The organism is Pseudomonas sp. TMB3-21 (assembly GCF_054898145.1).
Map to the genome: position 1 here is coordinate 5,494,097 of NZ_CM142718.1, position 12,025 is coordinate 5,506,121.

Annotated in this window: 17 protein-coding genes; 2 read left to right on the forward strand and 15 right to left on the reverse strand. The window is 60.4% G+C overall.

What is annotated here, in order from left to right:
• Nucleotides 1-51: 51 nt before the first annotated feature.
• The 13 genes from ACYZTS_RS25125 to ccmA form a co-directional block, all read right to left on the reverse strand.
• Nucleotides 52-456: a type II toxin-antitoxin system HicB family antitoxin gene (locus ACYZTS_RS25125; protein ID WP_028624500.1), complete on the reverse strand. Its 405-nt coding sequence runs from the start codon at nucleotides 454-456 to the stop codon at nucleotides 52-54.
• A complete protein-coding gene (locus tag ACYZTS_RS25130; protein ID WP_461992857.1) occupies nucleotides 457-669 on the reverse strand; it encodes a type II toxin-antitoxin system HicA family toxin in 213 nt (70 codons plus the stop codon).
• Nucleotides 670-799: 130 nt separating this feature from the next.
• Nucleotides 800-1,348: a phosphonate metabolism protein/1,5-bisphosphokinase (PRPP-forming) PhnN gene (gene phnN, locus ACYZTS_RS25135; RefSeq protein ID WP_461992859.1), complete on the reverse strand. Its 549-nt coding sequence runs from the start codon at nucleotides 1,346-1,348 to the stop codon at nucleotides 800-802.
• A 101-nt stretch (nucleotides 1,349-1,449) separates the two neighbouring features.
• Entirely contained in the window at nucleotides 1,450-1,863 is a 414-nt protein-coding gene (locus tag ACYZTS_RS25140; protein ID WP_461992861.1) for a hypothetical protein, read from the reverse strand.
• Nucleotides 1,864-1,875: 12 nt separating this feature from the next.
• The gene (gene ccmI / locus ACYZTS_RS25145) at nucleotides 1,876-3,078 is read right to left on the reverse strand and encodes a c-type cytochrome biogenesis protein CcmI (RefSeq protein WP_461992863.1); all 1,203 of its coding nucleotides are present in this window, start codon (nucleotides 3,076-3,078) and stop codon (nucleotides 1,876-1,878) included.
• The gene (locus ACYZTS_RS25150; RefSeq protein ID WP_028624504.1) at nucleotides 3,071-3,544 is read right to left on the reverse strand and encodes a cytochrome c-type biogenesis protein; all 474 of its coding nucleotides are present in this window, start codon (nucleotides 3,542-3,544) and stop codon (nucleotides 3,071-3,073) included. The genes ccmI and ACYZTS_RS25150 overlap by 8 nt, the downstream gene beginning before the upstream one ends.
• Nucleotides 3,541-4,077: a DsbE family thiol:disulfide interchange protein gene (locus ACYZTS_RS25155; RefSeq protein ID WP_461992865.1), complete on the reverse strand. Its 537-nt coding sequence runs from the start codon at nucleotides 4,075-4,077 to the stop codon at nucleotides 3,541-3,543. Before ACYZTS_RS25155 ends, ACYZTS_RS25150 begins: the two co-directional genes overlap by 4 nt.
• Nucleotides 4,074-6,077, reverse strand: coding sequence for a heme lyase CcmF/NrfE family subunit (locus ACYZTS_RS25160; protein ID WP_461992867.1), 2,004 nt, complete (start codon nucleotides 6,075-6,077; stop codon nucleotides 4,074-4,076). Before ACYZTS_RS25160 ends, ACYZTS_RS25155 begins: the two co-directional genes overlap by 4 nt.
• A 3-nt stretch (nucleotides 6,078-6,080) precedes the next feature.
• The gene (gene ccmE / locus ACYZTS_RS25165) at nucleotides 6,081-6,536 is read right to left on the reverse strand and encodes a cytochrome c maturation protein CcmE (RefSeq protein ID WP_028622059.1); all 456 of its coding nucleotides are present in this window, start codon (nucleotides 6,534-6,536) and stop codon (nucleotides 6,081-6,083) included.
• A complete protein-coding gene (ccmD, locus tag ACYZTS_RS25170) occupies nucleotides 6,533-6,709 on the reverse strand; it encodes a heme exporter protein CcmD (RefSeq protein WP_028622060.1) in 177 nt (58 codons plus the stop codon). The genes ccmE and ccmD overlap by 4 nt, the downstream gene beginning before the upstream one ends.
• A complete protein-coding gene (locus ACYZTS_RS25175; RefSeq protein WP_028622061.1) occupies nucleotides 6,706-7,461 on the reverse strand; it encodes a heme ABC transporter permease in 756 nt (251 codons plus the stop codon). The genes ccmD and ACYZTS_RS25175 overlap by 4 nt, the downstream gene beginning before the upstream one ends.
• A gap of 92 nt (nucleotides 7,462-7,553) precedes the next feature.
• The gene (gene ccmB / locus ACYZTS_RS25180; protein WP_028622062.1) at nucleotides 7,554-8,222 is read right to left on the reverse strand and encodes a heme exporter protein CcmB; all 669 of its coding nucleotides are present in this window, start codon (nucleotides 8,220-8,222) and stop codon (nucleotides 7,554-7,556) included.
• Nucleotides 8,219-8,854, reverse strand: coding sequence for a cytochrome c biogenesis heme-transporting ATPase CcmA (ccmA, locus tag ACYZTS_RS25185; RefSeq protein WP_461992870.1), 636 nt, complete (start codon nucleotides 8,852-8,854; stop codon nucleotides 8,219-8,221). Before ccmA ends, ccmB begins: the two co-directional genes overlap by 4 nt.
• Before the next feature lie 197 nt (nucleotides 8,855-9,051).
• Here ccmA and fliK point away from each other — a divergent pair, with 197 nt between their 5' ends.
• Together fliK and ACYZTS_RS25195 are read left to right on the forward strand one after the other, a co-directional pair.
• Nucleotides 9,052-10,626: a flagellar hook-length control protein FliK gene (gene fliK / locus ACYZTS_RS25190; protein WP_461992872.1), complete on the forward strand. Its 1,575-nt coding sequence runs from the start codon at nucleotides 9,052-9,054 to the stop codon at nucleotides 10,624-10,626.
• A complete protein-coding gene (locus ACYZTS_RS25195) occupies nucleotides 10,623-10,952 on the forward strand; it encodes an EscU/YscU/HrcU family type III secretion system export apparatus switch protein (protein ID WP_461992874.1) in 330 nt (109 codons plus the stop codon). The genes fliK and ACYZTS_RS25195 overlap by 4 nt, the downstream gene beginning before the upstream one ends.
• Nucleotides 10,953-11,085: 133 nt before the next feature.
• Here the strand turns inward: ACYZTS_RS25195 and ACYZTS_RS25200 are convergent, their stop codons facing one another.
• Complete coding sequence (locus ACYZTS_RS25200; RefSeq protein ID WP_461992876.1) at nucleotides 11,086-11,478, reverse strand: DUF2802 domain-containing protein; 393 nt, start codon at nucleotides 11,476-11,478, stop codon at nucleotides 11,086-11,088.
• Nucleotides 11,479-11,964, reverse strand: a complete 486-nt coding sequence (locus ACYZTS_RS25205; RefSeq protein ID WP_007946765.1) for a chemotaxis protein CheW — start codon at nucleotides 11,962-11,964, stop codon at nucleotides 11,479-11,481.
• Nucleotides 11,965-12,025: the final 61 nt, after the last annotated feature.

Here is a 12,025-nt window from a genome sequence, read left to right on the forward strand (position 1 = left end):
CTAAAAGCTTCGCGGGCAAGCTGACTTGCCCGCAAAGGTGGTGATACAGACTCAATGCCGAACCAGCTTCTCCATCGCCGCATCCGCCAGAAAGGACGAGCGGCTTTTGACGTTGTGCTCGCGCACATACCGGTCGATCCGTTGAATCACATAGCCCGGCAGCGTGACGTTGACCTTTTCGGTCTTGCCCATGTACGGCGCGATGTCCAGTTCCAGCATGCCCCACCCCATGTCGGCAAAATCCGGGTTGCCGCGATGCTCGGCCGCCGAGGTCGGCATGGGAATGGGCGCACCGTCAGCCGCTATTTCCTGAAGCATGATGTGGGCAATTTCGATCGCCGCGTTATAAGCGTCCTCAAAGGTATCCCCAGCCGTCACCGCGCCGGGAATGTCAGGGATCTGAATACCGATGGCGGTTTTCTCGTCGCCCCACTCGATACAGATTGGATATTGCATTTATGGATCTCCTGCGTAACTGGCTTGCGGGCACAACAGCCCGGGTCGCCTCCTGATACTTTTGACCGTTCCGATCGGTAGATCCTTTTTTGGATGAGGAACGGGAATCGTGTAGGGGTTGTAACGATGAGTGAAAAGGTGATGACTACCCGTGATTCGATCCAGTACCCAACCCGCCTCTTCCAATTCCTTGATCAAAAGCCTGCTTTGCACCACGCGCCTCCTTGCTCGGGCTTAGACAAAAGTAACCCTAGAGTTATATTTATTCAAGCACGGAATTCAGCCGCGTGAACTGCGGTTGTTTTACAGAGTGTGATTGGAAGGCGCTCGAAGGCCGATCGGATTACCTGTCGAGGCAAGCAAGCAGGCGCTGCACCGATTGCTCCAGCGGCCCGGAATTATCAATCACCTGCAGTGATGAGTCAGTGCCAGCATCGGCGCTGAACCGGGCATTGCGTGCCAGGCGCTGTTCGATGTCGGCGGCAGATTCCCGCCCGCGCGCCAGCAGACGCTGGCGCAATACTGCGTCATCCACCGTCAGCAACAGGACCAGCGCATTCGGATAGCGCAGTCGGGTGGCCGACAGATGACCACGGGAGCCATTCACCAGCACGTCTTGCCCCGCCGCCAGCCAATCGTCTATTTCAAGGGGGATGCCATAAGCGAGGCCATTGGCGTGCCAGCTCAGGGCGAACTCACCCTGCGCCTCCATATCGGCGAATTGTTGCGCGCTGACGCCGTGGGCCGCTTCGCCCACGGCTTCCGCCGAGCGCGTGATGACTCGCCGCACGATACGACAATTGCGTTGCGCCAATTGTGACCGCGCGGCATCCAGCAGGCTGTCCTTGCCCGAACCTGAGGGTCCGATGAGATAGATCAACCTGCCCGACATCGATAAAACCTCTTGGCTGTCCCAAGCCTGTTCAGCCCGGAATTAATTCGGCGACCATAACAAAAAGGCGACCCGAAGGTCGCCTTGTTTTGCCTGGGCAGTCACTGCCCGAATTTGCGCCCCAACCCTCCCGGAACACCCTGAATATCCGTGTCTTCCCACGGCCCGTTCGGGCTGATCGAGCGGCTCCAGCCGTTGTTCCAGCGGTAATACGTGCGCTGGCGGTAGAAGGTGTTGGTCTGGTCTTCCAGCACGTATACGCCGAGTTTCGCGTCCCAGTGGCTGTTGCCACCCGGTGGCGGGGCGAAGCTGGCAGAGGTGCGCGGCACCGGTTTTGCGGGTTTCGCCGGGATGCTTGGCTTGCTCGGCGTCGGTGAGGTGGACGGCGTCGGGCTCGGCTGCGACGGCGGGATCGGCGGCAGCGGCGTTCGCGTCGGCTCTGGTCGTTGGACCGCGCACGCGCTTAAGCCCAGGACCATGATACTGAGCAGGGTGATACGAGCGATGGCCGTCATGAAGGCTTCCTGTTATTTGTCCGGACTGTCAATTGTCAGTTTTTGCGGTGCGGTGGTGGTGCTGGCCAGGGGCTGGCTGCGACCGATCCACTCGCCGGCCGTCGGTTGGCCGGCGCGGGAAATGCGCGCAACCAGTTGGACTTCAGGGAAGTTCGACAGTTTCAATTGCGGCATCATCGCATCGGCATCACCCAGCTCGACAGTCGCCGGCAGGTCGGCCACGGTCAGGCGCTTCGCGGCGAGCGGCGCCGGTGGGCCGGACGTGGCGCGGGCAAAGATGAACACGCTGTCGCCGGGCTGGACTTTGGCCTTGAGCTCGGGGGCGAGGTCGACACTGACCTTGAGCAGCGCTGCAGCCTTGGCCACCGGCGCTTCGGCCACCTTGCCGCCACTGGCGAGCAATTTCTCGCTGGCCCGGGTGATTCCGCCCTGCAGCGCGGCGCGGGAATTATCCTCCGGCGGCAATTGCGCCAGCAGACGATTCCAGTAATCGATGGAGTCCTGATAACGCTCGCTCTCAAACGCGGCGATGCCCAGCAGGCCGAGGCTGGTCACTTCCTTCGGATCGGCCTTCAACGCTTCGTCGGTCAGCGCCTGAACCTTGTCCGACCATTTTTTACCATCGGCAAAGTATTGCGCCTGCGCCCACTGCCCGAGCAATTCAGGCTGACGCCCGGCAAGCGCCACAGTGCGCTCGAAAATCTTCGCCGCGTCGGCCGGACGATCCTGAGCCATATAGGTGCGACCGAGGAAGTACAGGCCTTCCGCCGAGTCTGGCTGAGCCTCGACTGCGCGCTCCAGGCGCTGGGTCATCTCTTCCATCGATTGCGGAGCCTGGGCGAATTCGCGGGTCAGCTCGACCTTGTCGCTGGCACCGAAATGCAGGTAAAGCCCAAGCCCGAGCACCGGCACCAGAATCGCCGCCAGCAACGGCCACGGTTTGCCCAGACGCGACACGCGTGGCGCTTCGACGCCCTCGGTATCTGCGAGCAGTTCGCGCGCCGCTTCGGCGCGACCGGTGTCCACTTGCGCGGTATCGAGCACGCCCTCTTCCTGCTGTGTCTGCAACTCGGCAACGCGCTCCTGATACAGCGCGACGTTGAGGGCCGTGCGATCCTCTTCAAGTTGCGCACGACGGCCGCGCACAACCGGAATCAGCAGAAAACTCAGGGCAACCAGAAGCAGCAGACCTGCAGCGAGCCAGAAATCAATCATTCTTGGTTTTATCCAACAGGTGGTCGAGGCGCTCGCGCTCCTCGGCAGAAAGCGAGTCCGGGGTGTCGGAACGTTGCACGCGGCGACGACGGACAATCACGGCAATGATGACAAACCCGCCCAGCAACAGAGCGGCGGGGCCGAACCAGAGGAACGCGGTTTTGGCGTTCAGCGCGGGCTTGTAGCGGACGAAATCACCGTAGCGGTCGACCATGAAATCGATGATCTGCTGGTTGGATTTACCCTCACCCAGCATACGAAAAATCTCTCTGCGCAGGTCGGTTGCGATCGGCGCATTGGAATCGGCGATGTCCTGATTCTGGCATTTCGGGCAGCGCAGCTCTTTGGTCAGCTCGCGGAATCGTTCACGATCACTCTCCCTGGCGAACTCATACGTATCGATGGCCGCGTGGGCCATGCCGGCCATGCTCAAGCCCAAAACAACAGCGGCAATCCAGCGCTTCATGGCTTGGCCTCATCGACCAGCGCCTGATATTTACCGGCGAGTTTTTCACGCCAGACCTGTTCGTCAATTACGCCGACAAACTTGTCGCGGATAACGCCTTTGGCGTCGATGAAGAAGGTTTCCGGAGCGCCGTAAACACCGAGGTTCAAGCCCAACGTGCCTTCGTCATCGCGAATATCCAGCTGATACGGGTTATGGAATTCAGCCAGCCACTTCAAGGCATCGGCGTTGACGTCCTTGTAGTTGATGCCGTAAATCACCACGCCCTGCCCGGCCAGTTTGTTCAGCACCGGATGCTCGACCCGGCAGGAAATGCACCAGGTGCCCCAGACATTGACCAGCGCCGGCTTGCCGAGAATGTCAGCGCGGGTCAGGGTCTTGTCGCCCTGCACCGCCGGCAGGGAAAACTCCGGGAATGGTTTGTTGATCATCGCCGAGGGCAACTCGGCCGGATTCAGGTACAAACCGCGATACAGAAAAACCGCGACCAGCAGAAAAATGGCCAGCGGCAACAGCATCAACCAGCGCTTCATGCCGTGGCTCCTGTCATGCCCAGTGCTTCACGCACGCGGCTTTTCACTTTGACCCGATAACGCCGATCCATTGCCGCGATCAAGCCGCCTAGGCCGGTGAGCAAGCCGCCGAACCAGATCCAGCGCACGAACGGCTTGACGTGAACGCGCACGGCCCAGGCCCCGTCGCCCAGAGGTTCACCCAGCGCAACGTAGAGGTCACGGGTGAAACCGGCGTCGATCCCGGCTTCGGTCATCACCGAATTCTGCACGGTGTACAAACGCTTTTCCGGATGCAGCACGCTGATTTCCTTGCCGTCGCGGATCACCCGAACCGTGCCTTTGTCGGACGTGAAGTTCGGGCCTTCGAAGTGCTTGGCGCCTTCGAATACAAACTGATACCCGCCCAGGTCCATCGACTCGCCCGGCGCCAGGCGCAGATCGCGCTCGGCACTGTTCTGACTCGACAACACCACGCCGAGCGCGCACACGGCGATGCCGAGGTGAGCGGTCTGCATGCCCCAATAACTGCGGGTCAGCGTAGGCAAGCCCTTGATCAGACCTTTATGGCGCGTCTTGTCGAAGATATCGCGCACGCCGGCGAGCAACACCCAGGCAGCGAGCATGAAGGTTGCAATGACCGCCCAGTTGAAATCGCCGTACACGATACCTGCGACCACCGCCAAGGCGGCGCTGCCGAGCAACACCGGCGTCAGCATGCCGACCAGCCATTTGACCGGCGTGTCTTTCCAGCGCACCAGCATGCCGACCGCCATGACCATCATCAGCAACGCCATCAACGGAATGAACAGCGCGTTGAAATACGGCGGGCCAACCGACAGCTTGGCGCCGGTCATCGCATCGAGAATCAGCGGGTACAGCGTGCCAAGCAGGATCATCGAGGCCGCCACGACCAGCACCAGGTTGTTACCCAACAACAGGGTTTCCCGTGACCACAGATTGAAACCGACATGGCTTTTCACCACCGGCGCGCGCAGGGCGAACAACGTCAGCGAACCACCGACCACAAACATCAGGAAGATCAGGATGAACACGCCGCGCTCAGGGTCGGAGGCGAAGGCGTGCACCGAGGTCAGCACGCCGGAACGCACGAGAAACGTCCCGAGCAAACTCAGCGAGAACGCCGCAATAGCCAGCAACACCGTCCAGCTTTTGAACACACCACGTTTTTCCGTGACCGCCACCGAGTGAATCAGCGCCGTGCCGACCAGCCAAGGCATGAACGAGGCATTTTCCACCGGATCCCAGAACCACCAGCCGCCCCAACCGAGTTCGTAGTAAGCCCACCACGAACCGAGGGTGATGCCGATGCCGAGAAAGGCCCAGGCGACGATGGTCCATGGACGCGACCAGCGGGCCCACGCCGCATCCAGGCGCCCGCCCAGCAGTGCGGCAATGGCGAATGCGAAGGCCACCGAGAAACCGACATAACCCATGTACAGCATCGGCGGGTGCACAATCAGGCCAATGTCCTGCAGCAACGGGTTGAGGTCGCGCCCGTCAGTGGGAATTTGCGGCAGGATCCGCGCAAACGGATTGGAGGTGAGGATCAGGAACAGCAGGAACCCGGTGCTGATCATGCCCATTATCGCCAGCACGCGCGCGAGCATCACCTGGGGCAATTGCCGGGAGAATACCGAAACAGCAAAAGTCCAGCCGCCGAGAATCAACGCCCACAGCAGCAATGAGCCTTCGTGTGCGCCCCACACCGCGCTGAATTTGTAATACCACGGCAAGGCGCTGTTTGAGTTGCTGGCGACGTAATCGACTGAGAAATCGTCGACCATGAAGGCGTAGGTCAGGCATCCAAAGGCGAACAGCAAGAACGCAAACTGACCCCAGGCAGCTGGCTGCGCGAGGCTCATCCACAAACGATCGCCACGCCAGGCTCCGAACAATGGCACCACGGACTGAACCAGCGCGAAACACAGCGCCAGAATCATCGCCAGATGGCCCAGTTCGGGAATGAACAGACCCGAGCTATACAGTGCAGAACTCATCGGTTAGCCCTCTTTCGCTGGAGTGGGTGCTGACATGCCGCTGTCTTTCAGGGCTTTGGTAACTTCCGGCGGCATGTATTTTTCATCGTGCTTGGCCAGTACTTCATCGGCCACGACCACGCCGTCTGCGTTGAGTTTGCCGAGGGCGACAATGCCCTGCCCTTCGCGGAACAGATCGGGCAGGATGCCGCGGTAGCTGATGGTCACGGATTTATTGAAATCGGTGACGATAAATTTCACGTCCAGCGAATCGCCGGACCGTTGCAGCGAACCCGCCTCGACCATGCCACCGGCGCGAATGCGCGTGTCTTTCGGCGCTTCGCCGTTGGCAATCTGGGTGGGCGTGTAAAACAGATTGATGTTCTGCTGCAAGGCACTCAGGGCCAGGCCGACAGCCGCGCCGACGCCGACGAGGATTGCCAGAATGATGATCAGACGCTTTTTGCGCAGCGGATTCACTTGCCGTTCTCCCGGCGCAGACGACGCGCCTCTTGTTGCAGATACCGCTTGCGGGCCAGGATCGGCGCCGCGACGTTGAGGATCAGCACCGCCAGGCAAATGCCATAGGCCGACCAGACATACAGGCCGTGATGGCCCATGGCGAGAAAGTCACCGAACGAAGCAAAACTCATCGCGCGACCTCCAGGCTGTTCTGCACTTCCGCTTTCACCCAACTGGCGCGGGCTTCACGCTTGAGCACTTCAAGACGCATGCGCAGCAACAGCACGGCGCCGAAGAAACAGTAGAAACCCAGTACCGTCAGCAGCAGCGGCAGCCACATCTCGGCGGGCATGGCCGGTTTTTCGGTGAGGGTGAAGGTCGCACCCTGATGCAGGGTGTTCCACCACTCCACCGAATATTTGATGATCGGAATATTGATCACACCGACAATCGCCAGTACCGCGCAGGCCTTGGCCGCGCTGTCGCGATTGCTGATGGCGTTGCCCAGCGCAATCAGACCGAAGTACAGAAACAGCAGAATCAGCATCGACGTCAATCGCGCATCCCAGACCCACCATGAGCCCCAGGTCGGCTTGCCCCAGATCGCGCCGGTGACCAGCGCCACGGCGGTCATCCACGCGCCGATGGGGGCAGCACATTGCAGGGCGACGTCGGCCAGTTTCATTTTCCACACCAGCCCGACGATGCCGCAAACGGCCAGCATCACGTAGATGGACTGCGCCAGCATCGCGGCAGGCACGTGGATATAGATGATGCGAAAGCTGTTGCCTTGCTGGTAGTCCGGCGGAGCAAACGCCAGGCCCCACACCACGCCAACGCCGATCAGCAATAACGCGGCGACGCTCAGCCACGGCAGCATTTTGCCGCTGATGCCGTAGAACCATTTGGGTGAGCCGAGCTTGTGAAACCAGGTCCAGTTCATTGCAATTTCCATCACGGTTGCCGCTCGTTGTCGCGAGCAGTCAAGGGTCTGCTTTCTTGACGAAGTGGTCAAGAATTGAGCAGAGCTTATTATTATTCGCCGACGCTTATCTTCAGGCCAGCCGCTATTGCAAAGGGTGTCAGGGTTATCGCCAGGGCGGTCAGGCTACCAAGCCACAAGAGATAACCGGTCGCCGGCATTCCCTGTAAAGCGGCCTGCAAGGCGCCACTGCCAAGAATCAGCACCGGGATGTACAACGGCAGAATCAGCAGCGCCAGCAACAGGCCACCGCGCTTAAGCCCGACCGTCAGCGCTGCACCCACCGCTCCGAGCAAGCTCAGCACCGGTGTACCCAGCAATAATGAAAGCAGCAACACCGGCAGACAGGCGGCCGGTAAACCGAGCATCAACGCGAGCAGCGGTGCCAGCAATACCAGCGCCAGACCGGAGAAAGCCCAGTGTGCCAGCACCTTGGCCAAAACCAGAAGAGGCAGGGGGTGCGGCGAAAGGACCCACTGTTCCAGGGAACCATCCTCGAAATCACTGCGGAAGAGCCCGTCCAGCGAGAGCAGAACCGATAAAAGCGCTGCCACCCAGACCAGTCCCGGAGACAAGGTTTGCAACAATTGAGACTCGGGTCCGACCGCCAACGGGAACAGCGCGACCACGATGGCGAAGAACACCAGCGGATTGGCCAACTCGGCAGGACGGCGGAACAGCAGACGTGCCTCGCGGGCGACCAACAGGCCGAAAACACTCATACGGCCCAGTTCCCCAGATCAATATCGCGGTAGCCGGCCGGCATCCGGGTCAGCGTGTGATGGGTGGTCAACACCACCAAGCCACCGCGCTCGCAGTGCTCGGCCAGATGGTCTTCAAGTTGCGCCACGCCTTGCTTGTCGAGGGCGGTGAATGGCTCGTCGAGAATCCACAGTGGCGGGCTGGCCAGATACAAGCGGGCCAGCGCCACGCGACGTTGTTGCCCGGCGGACAGCGTGTGACAGGGCACATCTTCGAAACCGCGCAGGCCCACTGCCGCGAGCGCCTGCCAGATGGCTTCATGAGACGCCGGTTGATGCAGTGCACAGAGCCAGCTGAGGTTTTCCTCTGGTGTCAGCAAGTCCTTGATGCCAGCGGCATGACCGATCCACAACAGATTGCGCGCCAGCTCACTGCGTTGTTCGTGCAGCGGCTGGCCGTTGAGCAACACTTGGCCGGCAGTCGGTTGCATCAGGCCGGACAACAAGCGCAGCAGGCTGGTTTTGCCACTGCCGTTGGGTCCGCTGATCTGCAGCATTTCGCCGCTGCCCAGTCGCAATTCGAGGTTTTCGAAGAGCAGCCGAAGGTCTCGCTCACAGGCGAGGGCAACGGTTTGCAGGACTGGACTGGTCAAGAGATCACGGGCCTTTACGGTTCAAGTCGGCAAGGGTGCGGCCGCTAAAGAGATGCAGGATAAGTGCATTGGCGACCCGTTCCAGAGAGCTGCGTCAAACAAATGCAATGTTTTTAGCGCCCCGATGACAACGGGGCGGCATTATACATGCCGTGCCCTACTCTAAAGAGGGCAATTTCTTCAGGTTGTGACCGCGTATGACAGGCGAAATGAACATCTTCCCGCTGCCGCCGACCTCGCCCGCGAACTCGCGGCCGCAAGTCATCAGCGGCGAGCTCCTCAAGCTGCTGGCGCCGATGGAGGGCTTGATCGCTGCCGGCCAGAGCGCCAAGGCTGAAGTGCTGTCGTTGAAGCAGGCGGATCAGACCTTTCAATTGTTGCTCAAGGTCACGCTGGACAGTGGCCGCCAGACCACCGTGCAAGCGACCAGCACGCAGCCGCTGCCCCAAGGCACTAACCTGGCGATCACTCAGCCGTCTGCGGGCAACCTGGCCGTGACTGTGCAGCAGGCGATCGCCTCGAATGTGGCCACCCTCACCCGCCTCGACACCGCACAGTTGCCGGTCGGCACGCTGTTGCAAGGTAAAGTGCTGACGTCCCAGGTATTGCCGCAGGTGCCGGGCCAGCCGACCGTGTTTCGCTCGCTGGTGAGTTTGTTGAACACCGCACAAGCCGGCAGCACGATGAGTATCGATAGCCCGACGCCTTTGCGCATCGGCACGCTGCTCAGCGCATTGGTGCAGGATGCGCACACCTTGAAATTCGTTCCGCTGAGCAACCGTCAGGAACAACTGGCTGTCACTCAGCAACTGGTCAGCCAGCAAAGCCGTCAGGGCTCGCTGGACGGGCTGCTCAAACTCTTGCAAAACATGCCGGCATCCGAGCAAACACCGCGCGATCTGCGCGCAGCGGTTGAGAGGCTGCTGGCCGGCCTGCCGGACGTACAACAACTGAGCACGCCCAAAGGTCTGGCCCAGGCGCTCGCCAACAGTGGCCAGTTTCTGGAAGCCAAGCTGCTGGCCGGACAGAACCCGTCACTGGCCCCCGACATGAAAGGCGATCTGCTCAAGCTCATTGCGCAACTGACCCCGGGCTTGCCGGCCAATACCCACCTGAACGCGATCATCGCCGCCAATACGCTGGCGCAAACCATGCCGAGCTTCGTGCGCAGCGCCTTGGGGATGCTCGGTCAGGTCAGCGCCAAGCCGCAGCCGGGCAGTTTTCCATTGCCGGAGCGCATGCTGCAAAGTTCGGAAGGCGAAGGCGATCTTGAACATTTATTGCGTCTTGCGGCCGCGGCAGTCTCACGTCTGCAAACCCATCAATTATCGAGCCTGGAGCAAACCGGCGTGACGGATGATGGCCGGCTGATGAGCACCTGGCAGCTGGAAATCCCGATGCGCAATCTGCAAGACATCGTGCCCCTACAAGTTAAATTCCAGCGTGAAGACGCCCCCGAAAAGGAGCTGCCCAACGAGCGCCGTGACGAACGCGAGCCTAAGCAGCAATTGTGGCGCGTCGAGCTGGCGTTCGACATGGAGCCGCTAGGGCCTATGCAGATTCAGGCGCAGTTAATCAAGGGCAGCCTGTCCAGTCAGCTGTGGGCTGAACGGCCGTACACGGCGAATCTGATCGAAAGCAACCTCGCCGGATTGCGTGAAAAGCTGCTGGCCTCGGGCCTCAACGTCGGCGATCTCGATTGCCACCTCGGCACACCGCCGCAAGGCGCTCACACCCGTCTGGAACAGCGCTGGGTCGACGAAACCGCATGAACACCTCCGATACTCCCCGCCAGGCCATCGCCCTCAAATACGACGGAACCCACGCGCCGACTCTCACTGCGAAAGGTGACGAAGCACTGGCCGAAGAAATCCTGCGGATCGCCCGGGATTACGAAGTTCCGATTTACGAGAATGCCGAACTGGTCAAGTTGCTGGCGAGGATGGAACTGGGCGACAGTATTCCAGAGGAGTTGTATCGGACCATTGCCGAGATCATTGCGTTCGCGTGGAATCTGAAGGGCAAGTTCCCGCAGGGACATGATCCGGATGCGCCGATGGTCGAGAAGGATGTGACCGAGCGTGGGGATGATTATTGAGATTTTAAGGACGCCTTCGCGAGCAAGCCCGCTCCCACATTTGATCTTCGGCGAACACGGATTTTGTGACCGGCCGAGATTACATGTGGGAGCGGGCTTGCTCGCGAAAGCGGCTTCGAGGCGATCGTAGCAATCAGTTCTTGTGCATCTTGCGCATCAACTCGGCCTCGGCCTGGGTCAGGCCGCAGGACGCCGTCAGTTCGTCGACGCTCGCGCCCATCCCCACCAATCGCGCCGCCTGGGCAAACGACAGGCTCGAGGGGTCGCGCTGTTCAAGCTGCGCCAGTTTGTCCGGCAATGGCGCGACGATTGCGCGCAGCTCGTGCAGGCTTTCGCCCATGCGCACGTTGCCACTTTGATAATCGTCGACGCGCTTGGCCAGGTCCTTGATGCGCTGATCACGCAGCGCATCGCCCTCGGCCTGTTGCACGGCAATCTGTCGTTGAGCGCGTATGTACGCCAGAAACATTGCCAGCGTGCCCGCCCAGAACAGGAACAGGACAACTACCGCTACCTCAAGAATCAATCAGATGTTCTCCAGATCCGACCATTCTTCTTCGCTCATCATCTTGTCCAGCTCGACGAGGATCAGCAGTTCGTTGTTCTTGTTGCACACGCCTTGAATGAACTTGGCGGACTCTTCGTTACCGACGTTCGGCGCCGTCTCGATTTCCGACTGACGCAGGTAAACCACTTCGGCAACGCTGTCGACCATGATCCCGACCACTTGCTTGTCGGCTTCGATGATGACGATGCGGGTGTTGTCGCTGATTTCGGCATTCATCAGGCCGAAGCGCTGACGGGTGTCGATCACGGTGACCACGTTACCGCGCAGGTTGATGATGCCCAGCACGTAGCTTGGCGCACCCGGAACCGGAGCGATTTCGGTGTAACGCAACACTTCCTGAACGCGCATCACGTTGATGCCGTAGGTTTCGTTATCGAGCTTGAAGGTCACCCATTGCAGGATCGGATCTTCGGAGCCCTTTGCCGCTGTTGCCTTGTCGTTCATACCCTGCCCCTCGAAAAACCGCGCTGGCGGTGTGTGTTCCGTGTATGGGCAGTGACTGCCC